Here is a 25,540-nt window from a genome sequence, read left to right as displayed (position 1 = left end):
AAGCCGTTGACCGATATCCGACGAAGCGCCAAAAAGTACAATCACTAGTCTGAAGCCTCTCAAGCGAAGCCGTTCGACTTAGCAGAAAATCGACTCAGCGCGCACTCCCTACACGCTCCATAAGCGCGGTCAGTCACTATACCCGGTCCGCCACAAAGGCCGCACGGCGGTCGAACCGTCCGCCGAAAGGCGGTGGCACTAAGGCAACCCGAAGGCCTCATTACCAAAATGGCTTTCGCCAAGGCAAGGATTCAGGGCATAGAGACTGAGAAATCAATTGCGGCAGAGCAGATGGCATTCGACACCTCCTTCCATGTAAAGGAGAACTATCGTCCCGATATAGATGGCTTGCGCGCCTTCGCCGTGGTTTCAGTTGTTTTATATCACGCGTTTCCGAAAGCGGTTCGTGGTGGCTACATCGGCGTTGATGTCTTTTTCGTCATTTCGGGTTTTCTCATCTCGTCGATTCTCTTGAAGGAAATGTCCGACCGAAGCTTCACGTTTTCCCGCTTCTATGGCCGGCGGGTCCGACGCATCTTTCCAGCCCTTGCCGTGTGCTTGACTGGCGTTCTGGCCTACGGATTCGTTTGCCTGCTTCCGTCCGAATTCATGCAACTCGGCAAGCATGTGTTTTTCGGTGCAGCCTTCCTCTCCAATATCGCCATATGGAGCGAAGCGGGTTATTTCGACATTGCGGCGACGTTAAAGCCGCTGCTACATCTGTGGTCATTGGGGATCGAGGAACAATTCTACATCGTCTGGCCAGCCCTTCTCTGGACAATCTTCCAAACGAAGGCATCTTTGGGACGTCTGCTGGTACTGATGTTTCTTGCCTCATTCGCAATAAATATTTGGTTGTCGAGCACCAGCATTGTTGGTGATTTTTTTCTCCCCTTCCCGCGCTTTTGGGAGTTGTTGCTAGGCGCAGGACTAGCTTACCAAAATCAAGTTGTACTTGCGCCCGCGACGCGATCCTGGCTCTCGCTCGCGGGCCTAGTAGCGTTACTTACGTCTGCAGCATTCTTCACACCGGAGCTACGCTTTCCAGGATGGCTTGCACCACTGCCGGTCGCAGGGGCCGCAGCATTGATCTTTGCAGGTCCAGAGGCAGTCGTGAACCGGTGGTTTTTATCCGATCGCAGGATCGTCTTCGTCGGATTGATTAGCTACCCACTCTATCTCTGGCATTGGCCGCTAATCTCTTATGCTTACATCATTCGTCTCGGCAAACCGCCTACGCCCTTGATGGCTGCGGGACTGGTGGTCGCCAGCTTCGTTTTGGCTTGGATGACCTACCGGCTTGTCGAACGCCCGATCCGTTTCGGTACGCACCCGGCCCGTGGCACGAGAGTCGTTGCCATTTGGGTAGCAGCCCTAGGCGTGGTGGGGCTCACAACCTGGACGTTGCATGGTTTTCCGGGACGTTTTCCTGCTCTTCCCAGCCTCGACATTAGAAAAATCAGTGAAGCGAGAAATGATCCTGTTTTCCAGGCTACCCAAGGCATGGATGTGCAGGATTATGACCACACGTGGATCGCCCATCTGGGCCAGGGGGAACGCAAGCTGGCACTTAGCGGTGACAGTTTGCTGTTTCAGTTTGGACCCAGACTGCAACACTTAGCCGATACAGGGCAGCTGCGAGCCAACACCTATTTCGTCGTCGGCGGCAGCTGCGCGCCAGTACCTGGGATTATTCAGCAGGGCGACTTTGCGCATTGCGCGAATATGCCCGATCTCCTTCTTGAGTTGGTCCAACGTGAAGGCATTGCAAACGTGGTTTTGGGCGCGTCGTGGGCCGGGTACCGCGACACCAGCTTAGGGATTCAACGAGGAGGCAAGCGACTTTCCCTCGGAACCGTGGAAGGACGAGAAGCCTTTTATGCCAACCTAGAAGACTATATCCGCCTGCTTCAGCGGTCGAAAGCCAACGTCTATTTGATCTTAGGACCACCCATCCAGGGTGTTCGCTTCGACCCAAATAAGATGGTAATTCGCAGCCCGATTGGCTTTTCGGTAGCCCCCGATGTCGACAAAGATGTCCCGATTGCCGAATTGCGAGCCGGGTATGCCGATATTGACAACGACCTGCGCCGCATCGCAGAGCGAACAGGGGCAACAACGCTCGACGCCTTCCCCGATATTTGCGGCAATAGCGACGGCTGTTCACCTTTCTATGCGGCGGCCGAGCCAAAATATTCAGATGGTATGCATTTGCGTCCGTCCTTTGTTCAAAGGCACGTGCATTTCCTCGATTTCTTGCTGGAGTAGCTTGTTGTCTCTTCGGGTCCACCGACAAAACCGAGCTGATCGTGCAAAGCAACTCCGGCGGGGGCACGTAATCCATGATGCCGTTCAGTCTGGGAAAGTAGCGGCGTGCGAATCTCGCAATCACCCGAAATCAGGAGTCGTCGCCACCCGTGACGGTATCGTGTTTCCTTGCTATGACGGAGCGCACCTGCGACACGGACGATTGGGCGTGGTGATCGTGCGTTTTGGCGGCCAGCTCTTCGGTGGCGGGCGCAACCATAAGCCCCACGGCAACATTTACCGCACCGGAATGGTGGATTTTGTTCCCGAATGAATACTCAGCCTGAGCAATGGTTGATCGCCGGCCGACGGCATTTATCGACCGCAATAAGACGCATCGACCAATCAAACAAGAGACGCTTCTTCGCGGTCATTATCGCCCTGACGCCCTTGATCGTCTTCACAAAATGGTTCGCGGTACTCCACGGCATCTTTACCTACGACGACCTCGATCTAATCGCCGTGGTGCGGACGGTGCCGCTCGGGCAGTCGCTACTGATGATGCACGGTGACGTGCCGTTGCCGCTGTGTCGCATTTTTTTCGAGGTGATGTACTCGCTGTTCGGCGTCACGGAATTTTACTGGAATCTGTATTTCCTACTGTTGATTGGTGCCGTCAACATCACCGCAGTCGCGCTACTGGCAGCTCTCGGCACCAATCTGATCATTTTGTCGCTGTTCTACCTTACCACGATATCGGCCTCGGTATGGAGCTATACGGCGGTCGGCTACTACTCGATGAGTATTTATTCCCAGATTGGGTTGTTAGGCCTCATCGGCGTGCTTGGAATTGCGCTCTGGCGTAACGGCGGTTCGGCCAATTACAAATGGTTGAGCCTTGCCGCAAGCGCGCTGCCGCCATTCATTCACCCCTCCGGAGCTTACGTGCCTGTCGCCGTCGCAGGCGTTGCGTATTTCACCGAGTTTGCGCAACCCGGTGGCAGCCGTTCACCATTTGCGATGTTTGACGCGAGCCTGCGATGGCTCACGATCGGGCTGATCACCATCCTTGTGATCTTTGCATCGTTTTTCGTCACAGTGCAGGGGCACTCTGGTCCGTTTCTTTCAATGGCGCACAACCCATTAACGGCCGCCGCACTTCTAAGAAGCCTGTATGCGCTGCTGACGCAAGGCATGGCCCTTGAACTATTGAGGCCGCTGATTCCCCGGCTTCTTTCCCGTGTGGATCTAGCCGCGCAGGGCGTCGCAGCACTGATTTTGACGTGTGTGTTGGTCGTGATCAGCCTGCGGAAACTCGAAGGCCCGCAGCGCTGGAATTATCTAGCCCTGCTGGTACCTGCCCTCGCTAATATTGTGGTCGTGTCGTTTGGTCGCCGATTAACCGGCGTTGAGGAAGTGGTCAACACGCTGGGCAAGTACAATAGCTTTTCATATCTTTGGTTTGCCATCAGCACTTTCTATCTAGTCGGTTGTCTCGCGTCGAAAATTCCATGGCGCTGGCAACGCATTGCGGCTGCGGCGGCGCTCACGCTGGCGGCCGTGTTGTTTGTTGCTTATGCGCGTCAAGCGAACCGGTATGCCACCGAGGCGGTGGCACGTACTCGGCAAATGAATGATCTCCTTGCCACCTTCGGCGACTACGCCGCCCAGACCGCGCCCAGGCCGTTACGCATTCCAACACTGGATGGCGCGTTCATCTTCCCCGATCATCGCCTTCTAGCGTTTTACAACCTCGTAAGTTATCGGCCGTTCTTCAAAAGTTTTGACACCCGCCTAACGTTGTTGCGCAACGCCGCAATGCAACAGCGAGGTTTGGATGACGCGACGCTGGTTTCGAGTTTGCGTCAAGCAACGGACCCTGAATTTCTACAGGCAATGACCAAGGACGAGCGATTGCGCGCACTCTATTTTGGCGGCGTTGAGCTGGAGCCTTCGCCGAATTTGCTATCTGGTGGTGAACCTTTGAGTCTCGTCGAGAGCCGGCTCGAGCAGGCGGACGTTATACATCGCGACGTTCATTCGATTTCGTTCGCGACGAGAGGAGGCGCGACATTAATGCTGCGAAAGGACGAGTGGGATCCCGAGCAGGATCACGTTCTTTCGATGCACGTTGACGCCTCGCCAGACACGCCGCGGCCGGACGGCAAAGCTGTACTTATTGTAAGCTTTGAGGGTCGACTGCCTATTTCCTATGAGCCAAATTCGCTCAGTTGGGCGCCGGATGTCCATGAGCTGTCGGTCGACCTGCTGCAACTGTACTCGTATTCGCTGAACGATCGGGTTAGCAACCTCATTCTACGGTTTCCTCGCGCCGGGCGATACTCCGTCTCCAATATCAGGTTCGCCCGCTAATGGGCGCGAACCTCGCCCGTCCTTGCAGTGGTTGCGTTGCTGGATTACAACCGCTGTGCTAAGTGGTCGCCATGAGTTTGGCCCAGGATAAACAGAAAGAGATTGCCTTTTTTGATAGCCATGCGGCCGCGGCGGCCTATGACGTCTTTACGCCCGAAACCAATGACCGTTTGATCACCACCTGCATGCGGCTTGTAGGTTTGGAGCAAGGCGCACGCATTGCTGACCTTGGTTGCGGATCCGGCGTATTCACCAATCTATTGCGGCACCAGGGCTACAATCCCGTCGGACTTGATCTTAGCCCAAAGCTGATTTCTCTCGGGCGCGCCAATTATCCCAATGTCGAGTTTTTAGAGGGCGACGTTGAGAGCCTTCCGTTCCCTGATTGTAGTCTTGACGGAGTGCTGTTGAGCGGGTTGGTTCACCATTTACCCAACCCCAGCCGTTGCGCGACCGAAGTCTTCCGAGTGCTGAAAAGCAACGGCTCCTTCGTCGCATTTGACCCCAACCGTATGAATCCTTTCATGTACCTTTACCGAGATCATTCGTCGCCATTTTACAGCTCAGTTGGCGTAACCGAGAATGAGCGACCAATCCTCGCCTACCAGGTTGCTTCAGTGTTTCGCCAGGCCGGTTTCACTGTAGGAACCGACTATCTTTCGGGTCTCAGCTACCGCTATCTTGCATCGTCTAGGCTGCGCTGGGTGCTTCCCATATACAATGTGCTTGATCGTGCGTTGTTTGCGCCCAGTATCATGAAGCCGTTCCGCTCTTTCGTCTTAACGTATGGCAAGAAGCCGTGACGACCATCGACCTCATAGAAACCTCTCGTGCGACAGAATCGCGCGCGGCTGATCTCACGGTAGTTGGCGGAGCCGGTCACGTAGGTATTCCGCTAGTACTAGCTTTTGCGGCCAAGGGGCTGACCGTTAACGTCAACGACTTGAACACCGATAGCCTCGCAACGCTTGCGGCTGGGCGACTTCCCTTCATCGAATATGGTGCCGACGAGTTGCTCACGGACGCGCTTCGCAATGCAAAGCTGCTATTCAGCAACTCGCCCGCGGCCATTTCCAAATCGAAGCCGGTGATCATCACTATCGGAACACCCGTCGACGAATTTCTTAACCCGGAACGCCACGTTATCCTTGATTGTATCGACAGTCTGCTTCCGTATTTGAGCGACGGACAGCTTCTGGTGCTGCGCTCGACCCTATATCCGGGAACGACCGAATCCATTGCTGTTCACCTCGCCCGAAGAGGACGAAACCTGAAGGTGGCTTTTTGCCCAGAACGGATCGTGCAGGGTCACGGCATCGAGGAACTCAGCCATATGCCGCAGATCGTCAGCGGTACAACGTCGGAGGCCGCCGAGGAAGCCGCTGCTTTGTTCGATGTGATCGCCCCTGAAATCGTTCGGTTGGAGCCGATCGAGGCGGAGTTCGCAAAATTGTTCGGCAACGCCTACCGCTACATCGAATTCGCGGCGACTAATCAATTTTATCTCATCGCGCAGGCTGCGGGGCTGGACTACCATCGCATACTCAAGGCGATGAAGCACAACTACCCGCGTGCTCGGAATATTCCGCGACCCGGCTATGCAGCGGGGCCCTGTCTGATGAAGGATACCATGCAGCTCTCAGCCTTCGCGCGCAACGACTTTTCCCTTGGCAATGCGGCAATGTTGATCAATGAAGGACTGCCGCTTCATGTCATCGGCAGTCTGCGCCGCCAGATCGATCTGGCGCAAATGACGGTCGGCCTTTTAGGAATGGCCTTTAAGTCAGAAATCGACGATGTGCGTGCCTCGCTGAGCTATAAATTCAAGAAAGCGCTAAACAGCGTCGCGCGAGAAGTACTGACCACCGACCCGTTCGTGGTCGCAGATCCCGATTTGCTGCCTCTAGACGAAGTGATCGAACGCAGTGACGTGTTGATCCTTTGCACCCCTCACATGGCCTACAAATCCGCGGACCTGAAGGGAAAACCCGTAGTCGACGTCTGGGGATTGTTGGAAAATGCCAACTTTGTCTCTTAAGGGTGGTCGCTTGCTGTTCGTCTCGGCTGTGAAAACGAGCAGAGCGGCCGTCGATCGGTCTTAAGCCAGATGAATCAAACGCTCGATATCATCATCCCGGTCTACAATGAGAGCTTGAACATCCTGTCCACGCTGGGCGCATTGGCGCAGCACGTAAAAACGCCTTCGCGCGTTCTGATCTGTTATGATTTCGAGGAAGACGACACTTTACCAGCGGTGCGTCAACATCCGGAGGCATTTGCCGGCCTGGAAACCGCCCTCGTCCGCAACCCGGGCCGCGGCGCCCATGCTGCTGTCATGGCCGGGTTTGCAGCGAGTAGCGCTCCGATTGTGGTTGTTTATCCCGCGGATGATGACTTCAATGCCGCTATCGTTGACAGCATGGTTGCGCGAGTAATTGATGGCTACGATATCGTCTGTGCCAGCCGTTTTATCCCTGGCGGCACCATGCAGGGATGTCCTTGGCTCAAAGCCGTATTGGTGCGCACCGCGGCGTTCACACTTCATCATCTTGCGCGCCTCCCAACCAAGGACCCGACCAGCGGCTTCCGAATGTTCTCGCGACGCGTGATCCAGAAGATCAAAGTCGAGTCCGACCAGGGATTTTGCTACAGCATCGAACTATTGGTCAAAGCGCATCGGCTCGGCTGGAGGATTGACGAAGTGCCAGCAAAATGGTTCGAGCGTTCGCAGGGTACGAGCCGGTTTCGTGTGTTGAAGTGGCTACCGGCCTATCTGCGATGGTTCAGATACGCTTTCGCCACGACCTATCTTCGCCGGTCACCGGACACGGTGACCATGCAATCCTTGCAATCGCGGGGGAGCTAACCGTGTCGGATCAATGGCCGAAGATTAAGTCTCGAAAGACAGAAACTCTGTCTCCCTGGGTTGAACTTGTCACGCGCGAGGTCGAAGTTTCGCCAGAAGTCTCCGAGATCTATCTCTCGGTCAAGCCACAAGACTACCTCGCGATCGTTGCACAAACGCCGAGCGGGCATTTTCCGATCGTTCGTCAATATCGGCCCGCGATCGAAGCTTTCACATGGGAGCTTCCTGCTGGACTCACGGAGCCTGGAGAGGACCTCGCCGAGGGGTGTCGACGCGAATTATTGGAGGAAACCGGCTTTCGAACCCGCACCATTCATTCGCTCGGGACAGCCGCGCCATGTACCGGCCGGCTAAGTAACCGGATTCATACTTTTTTTCTCGAGACAGCGGAACGAGTCGAGGATTTTGTCCCCGAACCGGGAATGGCGGTTAAGCTAGTGACGGCAGCGGAACTGGTACGCATGATTACATCGGGCGAGTTTATCTCGCAGTTACATTTGGGCGCGTTGCTGCTGGCTGAGCTCCGGTCGTTCATCACACTGAGATAGTTTGTCGCGAAAGCCAGGGCGAATGGATCAAGACGCTGGCTAGTCGTTGACAATCGTCGGGAGGCTTTTTGGTCCGCATCGGAATCGTCGGGTGCAACTACGGCCGTCTGGTACAGTTGCCCGCATTTAGGCTGGATCCGCGTTGCGTGGTGGTGGCGCTCGCCGGCCGCGACCGAGCGCGCACCGCTGAGCTTGCGCGTGACGCTAACGTCGCATTGTCCTTTGACCGTTGGGAAGATCTGGTGGAGCATCAGATGATTGATGCCATTGCGATTGCGACCGTGCCGAGCCTGCAGCCCACGATCGCTGTCCGCGCGCTTGAGGTTGGCAAACCGGTTTTCGCCGAGAAGCCGATGGCCGCAGATCTCGTCGGCGCGACGCAGATGACACGTGCCGCCGAAGCAACTGGCCTAACCACAATGCTCGATTTCAATTTCTGCGAGGTACTGAACTGGAAGAAAGCCAAGGAACTTCTCGACGATGGGGCAATCGGTCGACTTCGGCACGTTGAGGTGAACTGGAACGTCGAGAATTACGCTACGCGCATGCGCCTGAAAAACTGGAAGGCGCTAAGCGCTGAAGGTGGCGGCGCTCTGGGAAATTTCGTGAGCCACTGCTTTCATTATCTTGAATGGTTTTGCGGCCCGATCGTCAAGCTGTCAGCTCGTTTGTCGGGATTGCCGGACGACCCCGCGATGGAAACCAATGCGGCCGTCGGCCTCGCTTTTCGATCAGGAGCGGTCGGAAATATAGCGATGAGTTGCGCCTCTTACCTCGGATCTGGGCATCGGCTCGAGTTCTATGGAGAAGAAGGGACGCTGACGCTCGTTAACGAAACCGCCGACTACATGCGAGGGTTCAAATTGAACTTCGGCCGACGGCCTGCCACGGGATTAAGTCCGATCGTTTTGATCGATGACGTCGATCTCGGGTTTCCTAGCGACGGACGGATCGCCCCGGTATCGCGCATGGCTACTGCGTTTATTGACGCCGTTGAGCGCCGGTCGCCGACTTCGATCGCATTTGCAAACGGTTTGCGGGTCCAGACCTTGCTGGAGGCTGCGCGCCGTGCCAATGATCTCGGCCACTGGCTCGATATTGAGCCGGTGAATACGGAACAACGATAGTGAGTTCTATTCTCGTAACCGGAGGAAGCGGCTTCATCGGCGCAGCGCTGGTCAAGGCCCTCGTAAAAGACGGGCATGCCGTGCGGGTGCTCGATGACAACTCACGCGGCGCGCCACGGCGTCTGAAAGATGTCATCGACGATATCGAGTTTGTGGCCGGCGATATCCGAGATCCCAACGCGGTCGCCAGCGCGGTGCACGGCGTTGACGAAGTCCATCATCTTGCATTCGTCAATGGCACAGAGTTTTTCTACAGCTCCCCCGAGCTAGTGCTCGACGTTGGCGTTAAAGGCATGATCAACGTCATTGACGCATGCCGAGCCGCAAAGGTCGGATCGCTGATCCTCGCCTCTAGTTCAGAGGTCTATCAGACACCGCCCCAGATCCCGACCGACGAACGCGCGCCGCTGTCGGTGCCTGACCCCACCAACCCACGCTACTCCTATGGCGGGGGCAAGATAATCAGCGAATTAATGGCTCTCAATTTCGGGCGCAAACATTTCGATCGCGTACTGATCTTCCGACCACACAATGTGTACGGCCCGGACATGGGATGGGAGCATGTCATTCCGCAATTTGTGCTTCGTCTGAAGGCGCTCGCGGCGAAGCATCCGAGCGATGTTCTGCAATTCAAATTGCAGAGCGATGGAAGCCAAACCCGCAGTTTCTGTCATGTCGCCGATCTCGTCAGCGGCGTCTTGACAATGCGGGCAAAGGGCGAGCATCTCGGCATCTACAATGTCGGAACGATGGAGGAAATTACCATCGCCGACCTTGCCGGTCGCATCGCAAATCACGCCGGTCATGAAATCCAATTGATCCCCGGGCCAGCGCCGCAAGGCGGCACTGAGCGCCGCTGCCCGGATATTGCGAAGCTCAAGAGGCTGGGCTATTCGCCGCAGGTCCCTCTCGATGCCGGCCTGCCTTCAACGGTCGATTGGTATTGGGCAAACGAAGACTTGGCGCCGCGCGCCTGACCTTGTCGCCATGTTCTAAGGAGATTGTGATGCTTCCACAGAAGGTTGCCCGCGCCGCAGGAACGGGCGCAAGCGTACCAGTTGAATGCTGTCAGGTCTGCGGGCATGACGCGCTCGAAATCGCTCTTTCGCTTGGCTACATGCCGCCAGTCAACCAGATGGTCTCGATTGGCCAGACCCAACGCCAGCAACCTTGGTTTCCCACTGATATGCTGCTGTGCCCCAAGTGTGAGTTGGTGCAGCTTGGGCTTGCAGTCGATCCCATCATCATATTCCCACCGGAATATCCCTACACTAGCGGCACCACCCGGATCTTGCGTGATAATTTTGCAGACCTCTACGCCGAGTCGTCTAAAATGCTCCGCCTTGGCAAGGACGACTTCATCGTCGACATCGGCTCGAACGACGGCACGCTGATTTCAAATTTCCAGAAAGGTGGTCATCGCATTCTTGGCATTGAGCCGACCGATGTTGCCAAGATCGCCAATGAGCGTGGCGTCCCCACCATTCAGCGCTATTTTTCCCGCGAAGTCGGCGGAGAAGTTCGAGGGAAATACGGTCCTGCCAAGGTCGTAACCGCAGCGAACTGCTTTGCCCACATTGAAGACGTGCACGAGATCATCGGCGGCATTCTGGAAATGCTGGCGCCAGATGGCGTTTTCATCTCCGAGTCTCACTACCTTGTTGGACTGCTGGATGATCTGCAATACGACACGGTCTACCACGAACACCTTCGTTATTATTCTGTTGGCAGCCTCGCCTACCTTCTCTCCTTGCACGGGCTGGAGGTTTTCCACGTGCAAAAGATCCCCACCCATGGCGGCTCAATCCGCGTTTACGCCGCGCGCCGAGGGACACGCCCGGTCCAGGATAGTGTAAAGCGAATGCTTGACGCCGAACCGCACGGCGATGCCATGCGCCAACGGCTCCGCACGTTCCGTTATGATGTGATGATGTCAAAGCTCCGCCTTTACGAAATGATCAGCGGTATCAAGGAAAACGGTGGCCGAATTTGCGGAATTAGCGCGCCGTCCCGCGCCTCGACGCTTATCAATTACGTTGGATTGGATGCGGAGATAATCGACTATGTCGTCGAGATCGAAGGATCACTTAAGATCGGCAAATATATGCCGGGGACACTTATTCCGGTGGTGGAGGAGAGCCGCATGTTCGATAACCAGCCGGAATGCGCCATTATTTTCTCTTGGCACATCGCTGCCGAGCTGGCACCGAAGCTGAGGGCGAAGGGTTACAAGGGTCAGCTGATCGCACCCTTGCCAAAACCGCACTTTTTATGATCTGAGCGGCAACCTTTATCCGCGATGAGCAGCAATCGGCATGGCGCTACTGCCGACGTGAAAAAGGGTCTCAGCATGAGTACCAGGGACGGAGATATCGTGGAGCGTAAGCAGCTTTCGCCACTCGAGGTCTTTTTTGTGAAGGCCGGAGTGGTGACAGCAGCAATCGTTATCGTGCTGTATTTTTCTGTCGATTTTCTAGAAGGCTTTGTCGAGCGCAAGGCAGATCAATTGAACGCCTTCAAGGGAGGGCCGGATTTTTGGGCGCAAATGGAGCAAAAGCTTTATGCGCTGGCCGATCAACCCGACGTTCCACCGGAGCGGAAAAAGAAAATCGTAGATGCACTACGCCGACTATCCTTAAAATACAAGCCGTACGTTGACGCTTTGAATGGCAACGAAGAACCTGCAACCCTTCGGAAGGACCGATAAGTTGTTGCGTGGATAAAGCCTGTTGCGCGGCGTGCGCGTGGAAGAGATCTCGGTTGTCGCTTGCGCTGGCAGCAGATAACAATTTGCTCCAAGGCTATCCGCACGACTTTAAAACCGGCAAGTTTAGCGTACCTCAATTCAAGTTTGAGCGTACCTCAATTAGAGCAGATCAATCGTCAACATGAACAGTATTGGGTCGACCGGGTATAATTTTGGCATCAACCAATAGCTCCGACTCCGATTTGGAGGGTCATGTCGCGAAGTGGATCGCGCTAACCCTCGGCATGACCGCACTGATCTCCTTCGCGACGTTTACGGTGTTGCTTAGCGTTGCAAGACAAGTTCACGTTGACATCCCCTATGCTCTAGCGGTCAAACTCCCGTTGCTTCGGTCCCAACCTGAGCTAATCTTTGCCGGCGAAAGCCGTACCGAATATCAAGTTGACCCAGCGCTTGCTGCAGAGATATTGGGCAAGCCCAACGAGGTTGCCGTAAACATCGCTTATGATGCCGGTGAACCAATGGCGGTCCTCGCAGCAGCTCATCAATATCCCGAGGTGTTTCGTAAAGCGCATGTCGTCGTAAGCGTGGCACCTTTTATTTTCAACGAAGGCGTCCAGTCTGCCGCAGTATACCCGCTCGACGTCGTAGCCCAACTCAGCATCAACGAGCAACTTACTACCTTTCTGCCGCTGCGCATCGGGACGCTGTTTCGATTTATCCGAGAGGCTTTCAGGGCACGTCTCGCCTTCGATCAACAGCTCGCGACCCAAGGACCAGCGCCGCCTGCCCTTGGGCTTTCGACGATCCCAACTCGTCAGAGTGACGATCGGTGGCCTGCAGATCTCGGGACTCACGCGTATTACGCTCGCTGGAATTTAGCGGGCCCAAAAGCACGAGTTGAGACCGCCGCTCTCTGCGAGCTGGCTTCAAAAGCTCGAAAACTGACGGTTGTCGCTCCGCCGTGGGCGCCACGCTATTCTCGGGATGCCGACAAGATTTGGCAGGAAAAGGACGATCAGTATGTTGCTCTGCTGGAAAACGCGGGGAAACGCTGTGGATTCGAAGTCTTAAAAATTCCGACTGTTCCTGGGATCCGCGAATCGGATTACGCGGACGAGATGCACATCCTGGCGTCCGCGGTTCCAAAATATACCGGCTACCTCATTGAGAGCCTATCGCCTTAGTTTGCACTTCTTAAATCGAACGGTTCAAGCCCCGCTCCATTCGCGAATTCGCGCCCTTAACTAATCCTTTCCATTATTCAATATGAGCTCCGGCGTCAGACGGTTTATTACGTAGGCCGACCCTTCGGCAGTGAGGTGCGCATGGTCGAAGCTTAACGGCACGCCGTCATCAACAGTCAAAGGGCATTGGCGGCGCGGACAAACCAGATCGAGAACGGATAAAAATGATAATCCTTTGCTGTCACTTAACGCAGCGCTCATTTTTCGATCTAATTCGAAAATCTCGGAAAGTAACAGATCTGCGGAATGAATTTCGATGCCTCGGAAATGAGCGCGTAGCAGCGCGGCAGGCAGGCGGCTACTGAATTGCACTGCAGGTCCAAGGACAATTACACGCGTTCCCGAAGCCTCAATGTTGGCGGCAGATTGCTTTAAGTCGTCCGTTAAGGAGGAAAAGCCTCGCCGAGAATACTCCAACCAATCCGCCGAGATTATTACGAGCTCCGGGTGATGATCCTCCAGAAACATCCTCATTTCCGACGCAAATCGACTGCACGCGCTATCTCCGCCTACACTCAACGTCGGCATGCATCCTGGTTGCGTTGCTTGCATCAAGTTCGCCGCAGTCGGATCGATCACGGCTTTGAAGCCAGGAACATAGTGCGCGGCAAAACTATCACCCCATAATAAGACATTCGTTTTGGACGGATCCAATCGAAGGCACGCGTCTGCAAACTTTGCGTTTGTTGGACCAAAGCATGTGCCAAGATTATAAAGACGTTTGTAGTCGTATTCATTGAACGAATTGAGTCTCGCCGAGACGAAATCTGAGCTTTCAGATACGTTGCCTTTAACAAGCGTAATGACACAGACAGCCAAGACTAGTGCCGAACCGATACCTGTGAATAGAAACATTTGCTGCCGCGTTTTCGCTACTGCGCGACGCCTAAATGGCTGCTCTAGAAATTTCCAGGAACAATAAGAGATAACCGACGTAAGCAAAAACAAAGCCGTTTTCTCAACGCTATCGAGCACAAGATTCATTTTCGCAAAACGTGCCAGCGTAAAAACCGGCCAATGCCACAGGTACAATGAGTAGGAGATTTTTCCGAAAAATCCGAGCGCTTGCATCGGAGAAAATGAACAGCGAGCTACGGCTCCGGTACCGATGCCGCCCCAGATAAACAAGACCGCGCCACTGCAAGGCAAAAGCGCGTTGAAACCGGGATACGGCGATTCCTTTCGTAAACCCAGAATAGCGATGGCAAACAGGATGATTGCACCGCCTCTGGCTAGAGCTCTCACCTTGACAGAGTTTGGGGGGAAAACGTCGAACGCCAGAAGCGCGCCGATCAAAAATTCCCAAGCGCGCGGAGGGGCCATATAGAAGGCGGCCGCCGCATTATCACCACGCATCAACCAAACATTTGCACTAAACGAAACGAGCGTGAGCGCGGTCAGCCAGTAAAGCAGTACAGCGCGTTTCTTTGAGACACGCGATAACGCCCACAACAAAAGGGGATAGACTAGATAAAATTGCTCTTCAACAGCCAATGACCAGGTGTGCAGAAGCGGCTTGTCGATCGAAACATAGTCAAAATAGCCGCTTTGCAACCAGAAAAATATATTCGAGCAGAAGAGGATAGTTGCAACGATCGACCGGAAAAACTCGTTACGCTCTGACGGCAGAAGATAAATGAACGCAGGGATGATAGTTAGCGCCACCATCGCGTAAAGGGCGGGTAGGAGGCGCCGGATCCTTCGCTCGTAGAATGCAGCCAGCAAAAAATTTTCCGCTGCAAATTCGGAGACTATGAGTCTGGTAATGAGGTAACCAGAAATCACGAAAAAAATATCTACTCCTACGTAGCCGGCCCAGATTCCAGGAACCTCAAAGTGGAAGGCGACGACCGCCAGGACCGCGATTCCCCGCAACCAATCAATGTCCTCGCGATAAACCGGCATTTGTCCCATACGAAAGATCAAATTCCTCAAGGTTTGAGATCTGCGTGTGAAGCTGGAGTCGCATGAAAATTGGTCGACAATGAAATCACGCTTAATTTAAACTATATCTCCTTGCCTTGAATTCTGAGCCCGCTCGGGAAACGCCCGCGCGAGCGCGGTGCGTTCTGCCTGCACCACGCCACGCTCGGTGATCAGTCCGCTGACGAGCCGCGCGGGCGTGACGTCGAAGGCATAGTTGGCGACGGGAGAGCCGTCAGGGACGATCCGCACCGTTTCGATTTTTCCCTCGCGCGTGCGCCCGGTCATGGTGGCGACTTCGTCGGCGCCGCGCTGCTCGATCGGAATTTGCCTCACGCCATCGAACACCGAAAAGTCGATCGTCGGCGACGGCAGCGCGACATAAAACGGCACGCCATTGTCGAAGGCCGCGAGCGCCTTTAGATAGGTGCCGATCTTGTTGCAAACGTCGCCATTGGCCGTGACGCGGTCGGTGCCGGTGATGACGAGATCGACCATGCCATGCTGCATCAGATGGCCGCCGGTATTGTCCGCGATCACGGTGTGCGCCACGCCATGGTGCGACAGCTCCCAGGCCGTCAACGACGCCCCCTGATTGCGCGGGCGGGTCTCGTCGACCCAGACATGGACGTTCAGGCCGCCGTCGTGCGCCAGATAGATCGGCGCGGTCGCCGTTCCCCAATCGACGGTAGCCAACCAGCCCGCATTGCAATGCGTGAGAATGTTGATCGCCTGACCTGGCTTTTTCCGCGGCTCAATCGCTTCGATCAAGCCGAGGCCGTGGCGGCCGATCGCCTGATTGATCGCAACATCTTCTTCGGCGATTTCGCCGGCGCGCACGTAGGCGGCCCGCGCCCGATCCGGCGGCGCAAGTGGCGCGAGGGTCTTGCGCATTTCGTCAAGCGCCCATTTCAGGTTGATCGCGGTCGGCCGTGCCGCGATCAGCATCGCATAGGCGCGCTCCAGCGCGGCGTCGGATGCGTCAACACGCATCGCCAGCGCTACGCCGCAGGCCGCCGTCGCGCCGATCAAGGGCGCGCCGCGCACCAGCATGGCGCGGATCGCGTCGGCCGCTTCCTCGCACGACGTAAGCTTCGCGATGACGAATTCATGCGGCAAACGGCGCTGGTCGATGGCGCCGATCGTCCAGCCGTCGCCCTCGACCCAGATGCTGCGAAAGGATTGGCCGTCGACCTTCATTTTCGCAAAACTCGCCCGGCGACCGCATCGAGCTTTTTCAACAGCTCGCCGTCGCGCGCCTCGGGGGCCGTGATCAGCGCGCTGTCGAGCGCGCGATCCGAGCCGATCGGACATAGCTCGTGTTCCCTGGGGAAATCCCGCGCCAGCCGCGCCACCAGATGGCTCGCCTTCTCGGCATTGGCGCTGAGCACACGAATGATATCGCTCACGGTGACGGCGTCGTGATCGGGATGCCAGCAGTCGAAGTCGGTCACCATGGCGACGCTCGCGTAGCAAATCTCCGCCTCGCGCGCGAGCTTGGCCTCGGGCATGTTGGTCATGCCGATCACTGAGTAGCCCTGGCCCTTGTAGGTCAGGCTCTCGGCGAGCGTCGAGAACTGCGGACCCTCGATGCACACATACGTGCCGCCGCGCGCAAACGGAATGCCTTCGGCTTCCGCGGCTGCCGCCAGATGCAGGGGCAGGCGCGGCGAAACCGGGTGCGCCATCGAGACATGCGCGACGCAGCCTTTGCCGAAGAACGAGCTCTCGCGCCTAAAGGTGCGATCGACGAACTGATCGACCAGTACGAAGGTGCCAGGCCTCAACTCCTCCTTGAACGAGCCGCAGGCCGACAGCGAGATCAGATCGGTGACGCCGGCGCGTTTGAGCACGTCGATATTGGCGCGATAGTTGATATCGGAGGGCGACAGCCGATGCCCCTTGTCGTGCCGGGTCAGGAACACGACCGGCAAGCCTGCGATGGTGCCATGGCGCAGCGGCGCCGACGGCGCGCCCCACGGGCTTGTGGCCATCTCGTCGCGGGCATTTTCAAGTCCCGGCAGATCGTAGATGCCGGACCCTCCGATAATGCCAAGCACGGCTTTGGTCATGATTGCTCCGTTTGTTTTCGCTGGCCGCCAAACCAAGGCGACTATATCGCAAGGCCATATTCAACTATTGTTTTCGCGCCGCAAAGCCCTCTGCTGACCGCTCAAGGAAGGTTTATGTCTATCGCAAGCGACCAGGATAAGCGTCATCAGATCATCGACGCCTGCCGCGAGATGAACCGGCTTGGCATCAACCAGGGCACCTCAGGCAATATCAGCCTGCGGCATGACGACGGCATGCTGATCACACCGACCTCCGTGCCTTACAACGCCATGCAGGTGGACCAGATCGTGTTCATGAAGCTGGACAGTGAGCCCGGCGGCGGACAACGGCCGTCCAGCGAATGGCGCTTTCACCGTGATATCCTCAAAGCCCGCCCCGAGGTGAATGCGGTGGTCCATGCGCACCCGCCCTTTGCGACCGTCCTCGCCATCATGGGCCGCGAGATCCCGGCGGTGCATTACATGATTGCGTGCGCCGGCGGCGACACCATTCGCTGCGCGCCCTATGCGACCTTCGGCACCGAAGAACTGTCGCGCCACGCGGTTACAGCGCTTGCGGACCGCTCCGCCTGTCTGTTGGCCCATCACGGCATGATCGTGGTGGGAACTTCGCTTGCGAAAGCCATGTGGCTTGCGGTCGAGGTCGAGACGCTGGCGCGGCAATATCACGGCTGCCTTCAGATCGGCACACCGCCCTTGTTGTCGAAGGCCGAGATCGAAAACGTCCGCACCCGCATGGCCGGATATGGCGTCGGCGAAGAATGACCGTTCAGACTGCACCTGATCCAATTCATGGAAGCGATGGATCAGAGGACCGAACCTTGGCACCGATGACAATTAGCTATTACCCGTTCCTTTAGAAAAAGCGTATCGTGGCTTGTCCGAACGAAGGGTTGGGATCGCTGGATCCGCCTTGAGCAAAACGGGCAAAAAGCAGAAGAAACAGGGGAGTGAGCCAATGAATCCCGAAACAACGGCAATTGTCCTGATCGAATATCAAAACGACTTCACGACGCCGGGTGGCGTTTTCCATGATGGCGTCAAGGACGTCATGAAAAAGAACAATATGCTGGCAAACACAATTGAAGTCGCAACCAAGAGCCGTGCCGCAGGCGCCACGATCATGCACGCGCCCATTACCTTCGCGGAAGGGTATGGCGAGCTTACGGGTGCCCCTTACGGAATCCTGAAGGGCGTCGTCGATAACAAGGCCTTTCGTAAGGGTTCGTGGGGCGCAGCCATCGTCGACTCCCTGACGCCGCACCCCGAAGATATCGTTGTCGAGGGAAAGCGCGGCCTCGATGCCTTTCCCAGCACCAACCTCGATTTTATCCTGCGCAGCAAGGGAATACGGACGGTGGCTCTGGGTGGCTTCCTGACGAATTGCTGCGTAGAGTCGACGATGCGAAGTGCCTACGAACGCGGATTCGACGTCGTGACGCTGAAAGACTGCACCGCCACGCTTAGCCAGGAGGCGCAGGACATGGCGCTGACCCATAATTTTGGAATGTTCTCACGCCCTATGAACCATGACGAGTTCTTGAAGCTTCTGACCTGAATTCGCAGGAGCGAGATATTCTGAGCGGTCCTCGCCAGTCGCTTGAGCGGCGAGGACCGCTAAAACGGCGATTCGGGGGAGCGCCTAGCCGCTGAACACGACGCTGGAAAACGGAAAACATCGCCGCTTAAGGTTCCCCTTGAGTATAGGCTTGAGACATAGCCCGTGCCAAATCAATGGTTTGGCGAACTATTCAAATTTTCAACACAATCTGGCCACGGGCCGAATATCTCTACCTGTGGTAGTTGCGCGACACCCTGTGTCGCGACTCAGCAGTATGTTTGCGATCATATTTTGGTTTTGCTGGGGAATTGCCATGAAGCGCTTGTTGATCGGAATTTCCGCGGCCGCCTCGCTATTCACGACGGGCGCATTCGCCGCCGACCTCGCTGTGAAGCAGCCGGTCTACACCAAGGCCCCCGTTTACGTTGAGCCCGTGTTCAACTGGACGGGCTTCTACGTCGGCGGCAATGTCGGCTACAGCTGGGGAAGGTCGAGCGACACCTCTACGGTCACCAACGGTTTGGGCACGACGTTCGTCACAACTGGCGGCAGCTCGAACCTGGACGGCATCGTTGGCGGTGGCCAGATCGGTTATAACTGGCAGATGCAGAACTGGTTGTGGGGTCTCGAGGCCGACATCCAGGGCACCGATGAAAAAGGAAGCCGCAATTTCATCTGTCCGGCGGTCACATGTCTGCCGCCTGCAGCTCTCGCTCTGCCCGACGTCGCTGCAAGCGTGAGCCAGAAGATCGACTGGTTCGGCACCGTTCGCGGTCGCGCCGGCATCCTCGCCACCCCGCAGGTGTTGCTGTACGCCACCGGCGGTCTTGCTTACGGCGAAGTGAAGACCGGCGAAACGGTCGGCGTCTTGAACAGCTTCTCGAGCTCGACCACCAACGTGGGCTGGACGGTCGGCGCCGGCGTCGAAGGCGCGATCGGTGGTAACTGGACTGCCAGGCTCGAATATCTCTATGTCGACCTTGGCCACGTGTCCGGCACGTTCGGGACCACGCTTACCGCGCTGGGCGGCGGCTTCGTCACCACCAGCTACAACTCCCACATCACCGACAACATCCTGCGCGCCGGCGTCAACTACAAGTTCGGCGGCCCGGTGGTGGCGAAGTACTGACGTTTTCCTCCTCCCGAAAACTGAAAAGCCCGGCATCGAGCCGGGCTTTTTGTTGAGCGAACGGTTACGGCTTACTTGCCTTTAAAATTCGGCGCCCGCTTGTTGAGGAAGGCGTCCATGCCCTCGCGGAAATCCTCGCTCATATAGGCCTTGAGGATCAGGTCCTCGCCTTCGTCGCGCGAGAGCGTGCGGCGGATGCGGCGCACGGCTTCCTTGGTGACTTCGAGTGTGATCGGCGCGTGGCCGGCGACGAGCTTGGCGGTCTCGTCGGCGCGGCGTTGCAGCGTTTCGACGTCGGGCACGATCTCGTTGAGCAGGCCGAGCGCCAGCGCTTCCGGCGCTTCGACGAGGCGCGCCTTGAAGATCAGGTCCTTGGTGCGCGCCGGCCCGATCAGCGAAACCAGGCGCGAGATGTTCGACATCGACAGGCAATTGCCGAGCGTGCGCGCGATCGGGAAGCCGATCCTGGTGGCTTCGGTGCCGATGCGGATATCGCAGCAGGCGGCAATGCCCGCGCCGCCGCCGGTGCAAGCGCCCGCGATCGCCGCAATCACCGGAACGCGGCACTGCTCCAGCGTGCCAAGCACGCGATCGATGCGCGCTTCGTAATCAAGCGAGTCCTGCGCGGTCTTGAAGGCGCGGAACTGCGAGATGTCAGTCCCTGACGCAAATGCCTTGTCGCCCGCGCCCGTGATGATCAGCGCCTTGATCGAACGATCGGCGTTGATGGCCTCGCAGATCACCGCCATCTGCTCGTACATCGCAAAGGTCAGCGCATTGCGCGCCTGCGGACGGTTGAAAGTCATCCGGGCGATGCCGTCTTCGACCTTGTAGATCAGGTCTTCGGTCGCGGTGACGGGGGCGTTCATGTCGCGCTCTTTCTGTTCTTGTTGAGAAAACTTCAGACGTTACGCCACGGCCGCCTTCGGCATGGCGACGACGTCGCGGTTCTTCAGGATGTCCATGGCGGCCAGCACGCCACCGGCACGATGCGGCACCTTCGCAAGGTCGAGGCCCATCTCGACGCCCGCAAGCGTTCCCATCAGCATCAGATCGTTGAAGTGGCCGATATGGCCGATGCGGAACGCCCTGCCCTTGAGCTTGCCGAGGCCCGTGCCCAGCGACATGTCGAAGTTGTCCAGCACGACTTTACGGAACGCATCCGCATCGTGGCCTTCCGGCGTCATCACCGCGGTCAGCGACGGCGAGTAGGCGTTCGGATCGAGACAGACGAGTTCGAGGCCCCAGACCTTGGCGGCAGCGCGGGTCGCGGCCGCATGGCGCTTGTGGCGGGCGAACACGTTCTCGAGGCCTTCTTCCTCCAGCATCGCGATCGCCTCGCGCAGCGCGAACAGCAGGTTGATCGCGGGCGTATAGGGAAAGGTGCCGATCTTGTTGAACTCGAGCATGTCGTGCCAATCCCAATAGGACCGCAGCGACGTATTGGCCTTCGAGATCGCGAGCGCCTTCTCGGAGACCGCGTTGAAGGAGAGGCCCGGCGGCAGCATCATGCCCTTCTGCGAGCCGCCGACGGAAATGTCGATGCCCCAGGCGTCGTGCTCGTATTCCATCGAGGCAAGGCCCGAGATGGTGTCGACCATCAGCAGCGCCGGATGGTTGGTGCGGTTGAGCGCCTTGCGAACCTCCAATGGGTGCGTGACGCAGCCAGTCGAGGTCTCGTTATGGATGACGAGCACGGCCTTGATCTGGTGCAACTTGTCGGAGGCCAGGCGCGCCTCGATCTCGGCGACGTCGGCGCCGCGGCGCCAGTCGGTCGGCAGGAATTCGAGGTCGAGCTTGAACTTCTCGGCAATGCCCTTCCACAGCACCGCGAACTGGCCGGTCTCGGCGAGCAGCACCTTGTCGCCGGGCGACAGCGTATTGACGATGGCCGCCTCCCAGGCGCCGGTGCCCGAGGACGGGAAAATGATCACGGGCTGCTTGGTGCGGAAAATGCGCTGCATTCCCGAAAACACGGCAAAGCCGAACTCGGCGAATTCCGGGCCGCGATGGTCCAGCGCCGACCGGTCCATGGCACGCAGGACCCGGTCCGGTATATTGGTAGGGCCTGGAATCTGAAGAAAATGCCGTCCTGTATGCAGGGCCATGGGGGCGTCCTTCCCGGGAAATCCAAAGCGCAAGCGCTCGACTATTGGCAGGCCTTGTCCCCCGGAGAGGGGCATTTCGTCAATCCATAAGAACGTATAGGGCTACCCGGCCCTTTACGGGGCCAGAGCAAGCGCTGAAACGGCTCCCACGGGGAAAAACCGTCCTATCACTCCGCCGGCTGCGGTCGCCCTGCGCCGACCTCGGTCCCGCCGTCCTCGAACGGCGTCTCGGGATGCATCAGGAAGGCGCAGAAACCGCCCAGCAACAACAGCCCGATCGACATGATGAAGGGCAGATACCAGTTGCCGGTGACGTCGATCACATAGCCCGCCACCAGCGGCGAGACGATGGCGGCAAAGGCCGAACCGGTGTTCATCAGGCCTGAGGCCGTGCCGGAATATTTCGGCGCGATGTCCATCGGCACCGACCAGATCGGGCCGATGATGATTTCGATGAAGAAGAAGCCGGAGGAAAGACATAGCGCCACGACCGTAATCTCGTGGAAGAAGAAGATCGGCGCCAGCGACAGCAATGCGCCGGTGAAGCCGGCGACGATCACGGACAGCCGGGCAAAGCGCACGTTCCCGGTCCGCTTGAAAATGCCATCGGACAGGATGCCGCCGAGGCTGTCGCCGACCACGCCGGCCAAGAACACGCCGGAGGCAAACAGCGCGGAGTTCTTGATATCGAGCTGGTAGCTGTTCTTGAAGAACAGCGGCAACCAGTTGAGATAGAGCCACAGGCTCCAGCCGTAGCAGAAGTAGGTCAGCGTCACCGGCCACATCCGCTGCACCAACGGCCCCCACGGCACCTGCGGCTTGGGGCCGGACGGGCGCGGCGGCAGGGTGGCCAGTTCCTCCGGCGTGATCGACGGGTGGTCCTTGGGGTCGTTGCGGAAATAGAGCACCCAGACCAGACCCCAGACCAGGCTGACGACGCCGAGCAGAACGAACGAGCCGCGCCAGGTGAGCCAGGCCATCAGGGCCGCAATCAAAGGCGGGGTGATCGCATTGCCCAGACGCGCAAAGGCGTGGGTCAATCCTTGCGCAAACCCGCGCCGGCCGGCCGGCGTCCAGTATTGCATTGCGCGGGTCGCGGTCGGGAAGGTCGCGCCTTCGCCGAAGCCGAGCGCGACGCGGGCGATGAACAGCGTCGTAAGGCCAGTGACAAAGCCGGTGGCGATCGTCGAGGCCGCCCAGATCAGGCCACACCAGAACAGCGTCCGCCGCGGGCCGAAGTGATCGCCGACCCAGCCGCCGATCACCTGGAACAGGAGGTAGGGATAGGCAAAGGCCGAGAAGACCAGCCCGAGCTGGGTATTCGAAAGATGCAGTTCCTTCTGGATCTCGCTCGCAGCCGTTCCGATGTTCACCCGGTCGACATAGGTGATGAAGTACATCACGCAGAGCATGCCGAGCACGACATGGGTCGCCTTCAACGGAAGCCTCATTGCGCTCAACCTTCCCTGCAACTTTTACGTTGGCTCTGACGTCTTTGATGGATCAGGACAAATTGCCGCCAATTGATGGCGGCAAACTCAAGCTTTCGCCATCCCGACTTAAGGCTTGACCATCTTCAGATGGGTCGGTGCGTTGGACTTGTCGGCGTCTTCCAGCGACTTCATCGCGGCATCGACGCCGCCCGCGCGGTGCGGCACGCCGGCCGCCGTCATCCCCATCTCGACACCGGAGAGCGCGCCGAGCAATGTGAGTTCATTGCACTCGCCGAGATGGCCGATACGGAACACCTTGCCGGCGACCTTGGAGAGGCCCGAGCCGAGCGAGATGTTGTACTTCTCGAGCGTGACTTTACGGAATTCGTCGGCGTTATGCCCGGGCGGCATCAGCACGGCGGTCAAGACCGGCGAATATTCCTCGGGCTCCTGACACAGCACTTCAAGTCCCCAGTGGGTGACCGCGGCGCGGGTCGCCGCCGCTAGGCGCTTGTGGCGGGCGAAGACGTTATCGAGGCCTTCCTCGAGCATCATGCTAATTGCTTCCTTCAACCCGTAGAGCAGATTGGTCGCCGGCGTATAGGGGAAGAAGCCGTTGGCGTTCGGCTTGAGCATCTCCTCCCAATCCCAATAGGAGCGCGGCATCTTGTTGGTCTTGGAAGCGGCGCGCGCCTTGTCCGAGACCGCGTTGAAGCCGAGCCCCGGCGGCAGCATGAAACCCTTCTGGGAGCAGCTCACGGTGACGTCGACCTTCCACTCATCGTGCTTGAAGTCGACCGAGCCGAGCGAGGAAATCGTATCGACCAGGAGCAGCGCCGGATGGTCGACCCGGTCCAGGGCGGCGCGGATCTCGCCGACCCGGCTGGTCACGCCGGTGGATGTTTCGTTATGGACCACCATCACCGCCTTGATGGCGTGCGACTTGTCGCCCCTCAGCTTCTCCTCGATCTCGGTGGGGCTCGCGCCATGACGCCAGTCGCCGGGGAGGAATTCGACATCGAGGCCCCAGCGCTTCGCCATCTGCTGCCAGAGCGTGGCGAAATGGCCGGTCTCGACCATCAGCACCTTGTCGCCGGGCGACAGCGTGTTGACGATCGCCGCTTCCCAGGCGCCTGTGCCGGAGGATGGAAACACGATCACCGGACCCTTGGTCTTGAAGATCTTCTGGCAGCCCTCGAACACCTGCTTGCCGAGTTCGGCGAACTCGGCGCTGCGGTGGTCGATGACCGGCATGTCCATGGCGCGAAGCACGCGGTCCGGAACGGGGCTCGGGCCCGGAATGTTCAGGAAATGGCGTCCTTGCTGCTTGCTCATGGTGTTTTCCTCCGCTTGAACCCCCATATTGCATTCAATTTTGAGAGCATCAAGTTCTAAATTGTGTTCAAATGGGGTCGACGGCAGCCCCTCACCTCACGTATGTTTGGAACCATGAAACCGATGATTCCAGATGACACCGCGGCGCTGGCGCTCGGCGAAAGCACGCGGGAAGAGCCATCCCTGCACGACGAGATCCTTAGCAAGCTGCGCGACCATATCGTCGAGGGTAACATCCCGGACGGCGGACGCGTTCCCGAGCGGCAGTTGTGCGAGATGCTCGGTATCTCCCGCACGCCCTTGCGGGAAGCGCTCAAGGTCCTGGCGGCCGAAGGGCTGGTCGAACTGCTGCCCAACCGCGGCGCGCGGGTGCGTGCGTTGAGCGAACAGGATCTCGGCGAACTGTTCGACGTCATGGGCGGACTTGAAGGCCTTGCGGGCCGCTTGGCTTGCGAAAACATCACGGATGCGGAAATCGCCGAAATCGAGCGGCTGCACTACGAAATGTACGGCTTTTACCTGCACCGCGACATGCACGGCTATTTCCACGTCAACCAGCTGATCCATCAGAAGATCGTGGAAGCCTCTCGCAACGGCACGCTGAAGGCCGCTTACGCGAATTTCGCCGGGCGCATTCGCCGCGTGCGTTATTCCGCCAACTTCGCCCGCAAGCGCGAGCGCTGGGGCGAGGCCATGCGTGAGCACGAGACGATCCTGGAAGCGTTGCGCCGCCGCGCCGGCAACGAACTCTCGGACATCCTGTTCAAGCATCTGCGCAACAAGCGCACCGCCGCGGTCGAACACCTCAAGGCTGGTGCGGATACAACGTCCGAACCGGCCTGATCGCCTGCGGGCGAGGCCGGA

At 57.9% G+C, this 25,540-nt stretch carries 22 protein-coding genes; 15 read left to right on the top strand and 7 right to left on the bottom strand.

The window, feature by feature from the left end; genetic code table 11:
• Positions 1-228 precede the first annotated feature (228 nt).
• The 11 genes from BUA38_RS24725 to BUA38_RS24675 all read left to right on the top strand — a co-directional run bounded on the left by BUA38_RS24725 (position 229) and on the right by BUA38_RS24675 (position 13,055).
• Positions 229-2,268 carry an acyltransferase family protein gene (locus BUA38_RS24725; protein WP_083587753.1) on the top strand — a complete coding sequence of 680 codons (2,040 nt, stop codon included), beginning with the start codon at positions 229-231 and terminating at the stop codon, positions 2,266-2,268.
• A 309-nt stretch (positions 2,269-2,577) separates the two neighbouring features.
• Complete coding sequence (locus BUA38_RS24720; RefSeq protein WP_072822017.1) at positions 2,578-4,620, top strand: hypothetical protein; 2,043 nt, start codon at positions 2,578-2,580, stop codon at positions 4,618-4,620.
• Positions 4,621-4,691: 71 nt separating this feature from the next.
• On the top strand, positions 4,692-5,423 hold the full coding sequence (locus tag BUA38_RS24715; protein ID WP_072822015.1) for a class I SAM-dependent methyltransferase: 732 nt from the start codon (positions 4,692-4,694) through the stop codon (positions 5,421-5,423).
• Complete coding sequence (locus tag BUA38_RS24710) at positions 5,420-6,658, top strand: nucleotide sugar dehydrogenase (RefSeq protein ID WP_197685873.1); 1,239 nt, start codon at positions 5,420-5,422, stop codon at positions 6,656-6,658. The genes BUA38_RS24715 and BUA38_RS24710 overlap by 4 nt, the downstream gene beginning before the upstream one ends.
• A 69-nt stretch (positions 6,659-6,727) precedes the next feature.
• Entirely contained in the window at positions 6,728-7,486 is a 759-nt protein-coding gene (locus BUA38_RS24705; RefSeq protein WP_072822013.1) for a glycosyltransferase, read from the top strand.
• A gap of 2 nt (positions 7,487-7,488) precedes the next feature.
• The gene (locus tag BUA38_RS24700) at positions 7,489-8,034 is read left to right on the top strand and encodes an NUDIX hydrolase (RefSeq protein ID WP_172806085.1); all 546 of its coding nucleotides are present in this window, start codon (positions 7,489-7,491) and stop codon (positions 8,032-8,034) included.
• A 68-nt stretch (positions 8,035-8,102) separates the two neighbouring features.
• A complete protein-coding gene (locus BUA38_RS24695) occupies positions 8,103-9,161 on the top strand; it encodes a Gfo/Idh/MocA family protein (protein WP_072822011.1) in 1,059 nt (352 codons plus the stop codon).
• The gene (locus BUA38_RS24690) at positions 9,161-10,138 is read left to right on the top strand and encodes an NAD-dependent epimerase/dehydratase family protein (protein WP_072822009.1); all 978 of its coding nucleotides are present in this window, start codon (positions 9,161-9,163) and stop codon (positions 10,136-10,138) included. The genes BUA38_RS24695 and BUA38_RS24690 overlap by 1 nt, the downstream gene beginning before the upstream one ends.
• A 29-nt stretch (positions 10,139-10,167) precedes the next feature.
• A complete protein-coding gene (locus BUA38_RS24685) occupies positions 10,168-11,436 on the top strand; it encodes a class I SAM-dependent methyltransferase (RefSeq protein WP_072822008.1) in 1,269 nt (422 codons plus the stop codon).
• A gap of 99 nt (positions 11,437-11,535) precedes the next feature.
• Positions 11,536-11,868 (top strand): hypothetical protein, encoded by a 333-nt coding sequence (locus BUA38_RS24680; RefSeq protein WP_156898703.1) that lies wholly within the window; start codon positions 11,536-11,538, stop codon positions 11,866-11,868.
• A gap of 284 nt (positions 11,869-12,152) precedes the next feature.
• The gene (locus BUA38_RS24675; protein WP_156898702.1) at positions 12,153-13,055 is read left to right on the top strand and encodes a hypothetical protein; all 903 of its coding nucleotides are present in this window, start codon (positions 12,153-12,155) and stop codon (positions 13,053-13,055) included.
• A gap of 60 nt (positions 13,056-13,115) precedes the next feature.
• On the opposite strand, the gene BUA38_RS24670 is transcribed toward BUA38_RS24675, so the two are convergent.
• From BUA38_RS24670 to BUA38_RS24660, 3 genes are all read right to left on the bottom strand, one after another.
• A complete protein-coding gene (locus BUA38_RS24670) occupies positions 13,116-15,050 on the bottom strand; it encodes an acyltransferase family protein (protein WP_156898701.1) in 1,935 nt (644 codons plus the stop codon).
• Positions 15,051-15,116: 66 nt separating this feature from the next.
• A complete protein-coding gene (gene mtnA, locus BUA38_RS24665; protein WP_072822000.1) occupies positions 15,117-16,238 on the bottom strand; it encodes an S-methyl-5-thioribose-1-phosphate isomerase in 1,122 nt (373 codons plus the stop codon).
• Entirely contained in the window at positions 16,235-17,110 is an 876-nt protein-coding gene (locus BUA38_RS24660) for an S-methyl-5'-thioadenosine phosphorylase (protein ID WP_072821998.1), read from the bottom strand. The genes mtnA and BUA38_RS24660 overlap by 4 nt, the downstream gene beginning before the upstream one ends.
• A 114-nt stretch (positions 17,111-17,224) precedes the next feature.
• Here BUA38_RS24660 and BUA38_RS24655 point away from each other — a divergent pair, with 114 nt between their 5' ends.
• From BUA38_RS24655 to BUA38_RS24645, 3 genes are all read left to right on the top strand, one after another.
• Positions 17,225-17,875 (top strand): class II aldolase/adducin family protein, encoded by a 651-nt coding sequence (locus BUA38_RS24655; protein WP_072821996.1) that lies wholly within the window; start codon positions 17,225-17,227, stop codon positions 17,873-17,875.
• 148 nt (positions 17,876-18,023) lie between these two features.
• Entirely contained in the window at positions 18,024-18,668 is a 645-nt protein-coding gene (locus tag BUA38_RS24650) for a cysteine hydrolase family protein (RefSeq protein WP_244553040.1), read from the top strand.
• A gap of 316 nt (positions 18,669-18,984) precedes the next feature.
• Positions 18,985-19,800 carry an outer membrane protein gene (locus BUA38_RS24645; RefSeq protein ID WP_072821994.1) on the top strand — a complete coding sequence of 272 codons (816 nt, stop codon included), beginning with the start codon at positions 18,985-18,987 and terminating at the stop codon, positions 19,798-19,800.
• Positions 19,801-19,871: 71 nt separating this feature from the next.
• Here the strand turns inward: BUA38_RS24645 and BUA38_RS24640 are convergent, their stop codons facing one another.
• From BUA38_RS24640 to BUA38_RS24625, 4 genes are all read right to left on the bottom strand, one after another.
• The gene (locus BUA38_RS24640; protein ID WP_072821992.1) at positions 19,872-20,669 is read right to left on the bottom strand and encodes an enoyl-CoA hydratase/isomerase family protein; all 798 of its coding nucleotides are present in this window, start codon (positions 20,667-20,669) and stop codon (positions 19,872-19,874) included.
• A gap of 39 nt (positions 20,670-20,708) precedes the next feature.
• On the bottom strand, positions 20,709-21,908 hold the full coding sequence (locus BUA38_RS24635) for a pyridoxal-phosphate-dependent aminotransferase family protein (protein ID WP_072821990.1): 1,200 nt from the start codon (positions 21,906-21,908) through the stop codon (positions 20,709-20,711).
• 167 nt (positions 21,909-22,075) lie between these two features.
• On the bottom strand, positions 22,076-23,359 hold the full coding sequence (locus BUA38_RS24630) for an MFS transporter (protein ID WP_072821988.1): 1,284 nt from the start codon (positions 23,357-23,359) through the stop codon (positions 22,076-22,078).
• 108 nt (positions 23,360-23,467) lie between these two features.
• Positions 23,468-24,676 carry a pyridoxal-phosphate-dependent aminotransferase family protein gene (locus BUA38_RS24625; protein WP_072826404.1) on the bottom strand — a complete coding sequence of 403 codons (1,209 nt, stop codon included), beginning with the start codon at positions 24,674-24,676 and terminating at the stop codon, positions 23,468-23,470.
• Positions 24,677-24,790: 114 nt separating this feature from the next.
• Between BUA38_RS24625 and BUA38_RS24620 the strand changes: the two genes are divergently transcribed.
• Positions 24,791-25,519 (top strand): GntR family transcriptional regulator, encoded by a 729-nt coding sequence (locus BUA38_RS24620; RefSeq protein WP_425304928.1) that lies wholly within the window; start codon positions 24,791-24,793, stop codon positions 25,517-25,519.
• Positions 25,520-25,540: the final 21 nt, after the last annotated feature.

The sequence above is a fragment of the Bradyrhizobium erythrophlei genome (assembly GCF_900142985.1).
In the GTDB taxonomy this organism is placed as follows: Bacteria; Pseudomonadota; Alphaproteobacteria; order Rhizobiales; family Xanthobacteraceae; genus Bradyrhizobium; species Bradyrhizobium erythrophlei_B.
The sequence above is the reverse complement of the archived record's forward strand: the minus strand, read 5'-3'. Positions and strand labels throughout refer to the sequence as shown.

Excerpts from the sequence above, each read along its gene's own strand:
- BUA38_RS24725 (WP_083587753.1), top strand. The coding sequence starts at position 229 with ATGGCTTTCGCCAAGGCAAGGATTCAGGGCATAGAGACTGAGAAATCA.
- BUA38_RS24720 (WP_072822017.1), top strand. The coding sequence starts at position 2,578 with ATGAATACTCAGCCTGAGCAATGGTTGATCGCCGGCCGACGGCATTTA.
- BUA38_RS24715 (WP_072822015.1), top strand. The coding sequence starts at position 4,692 with ATGAGTTTGGCCCAGGATAAACAGAAAGAGATTGCCTTTTTTGATAGC.
- BUA38_RS24705 (WP_072822013.1), top strand. The coding sequence starts at position 6,728 with ATGAATCAAACGCTCGATATCATCATCCCGGTCTACAATGAGAGCTTG.
- BUA38_RS24685 (WP_072822008.1), top strand. The coding sequence starts at position 10,168 with ATGCTTCCACAGAAGGTTGCCCGCGCCGCAGGAACGGGCGCAAGCGTA.
- BUA38_RS24675 (WP_156898702.1), top strand. The coding sequence starts at position 12,153 with ATGACCGCACTGATCTCCTTCGCGACGTTTACGGTGTTGCTTAGCGTT.
- mtnA (WP_072822000.1), bottom strand. The coding sequence starts at position 16,238 with ATGAAGGTCGACGGCCAATCCTTTCGCAGCATCTGGGTCGAGGGCGAC.
- BUA38_RS24660 (WP_072821998.1), bottom strand. The coding sequence starts at position 17,110 with ATGACCAAAGCCGTGCTTGGCATTATCGGAGGGTCCGGCATCTACGAT.
- BUA38_RS24655 (WP_072821996.1), top strand. The coding sequence starts at position 17,225 with ATGTCTATCGCAAGCGACCAGGATAAGCGTCATCAGATCATCGACGCC.
- BUA38_RS24645 (WP_072821994.1), top strand. The coding sequence starts at position 18,985 with ATGAAGCGCTTGTTGATCGGAATTTCCGCGGCCGCCTCGCTATTCACG.
- BUA38_RS24640 (WP_072821992.1), bottom strand. The coding sequence starts at position 20,669 with ATGAACGCCCCCGTCACCGCGACCGAAGACCTGATCTACAAGGTCGAA.
- BUA38_RS24635 (WP_072821990.1), bottom strand. The coding sequence starts at position 21,908 with ATGGCCCTGCATACAGGACGGCATTTTCTTCAGATTCCAGGCCCTACC.
- BUA38_RS24630 (WP_072821988.1), bottom strand. The coding sequence starts at position 23,359 with ATGAGGCTTCCGTTGAAGGCGACCCATGTCGTGCTCGGCATGCTCTGC.
- BUA38_RS24625 (WP_072826404.1), bottom strand. The coding sequence starts at position 24,676 with ATGAGCAAGCAGCAAGGACGCCATTTCCTGAACATTCCGGGCCCGAGC.
- BUA38_RS24620 (WP_425304928.1), top strand. The coding sequence starts at position 24,791 with ATGAAACCGATGATTCCAGATGACACCGCGGCGCTGGCGCTCGGCGAA.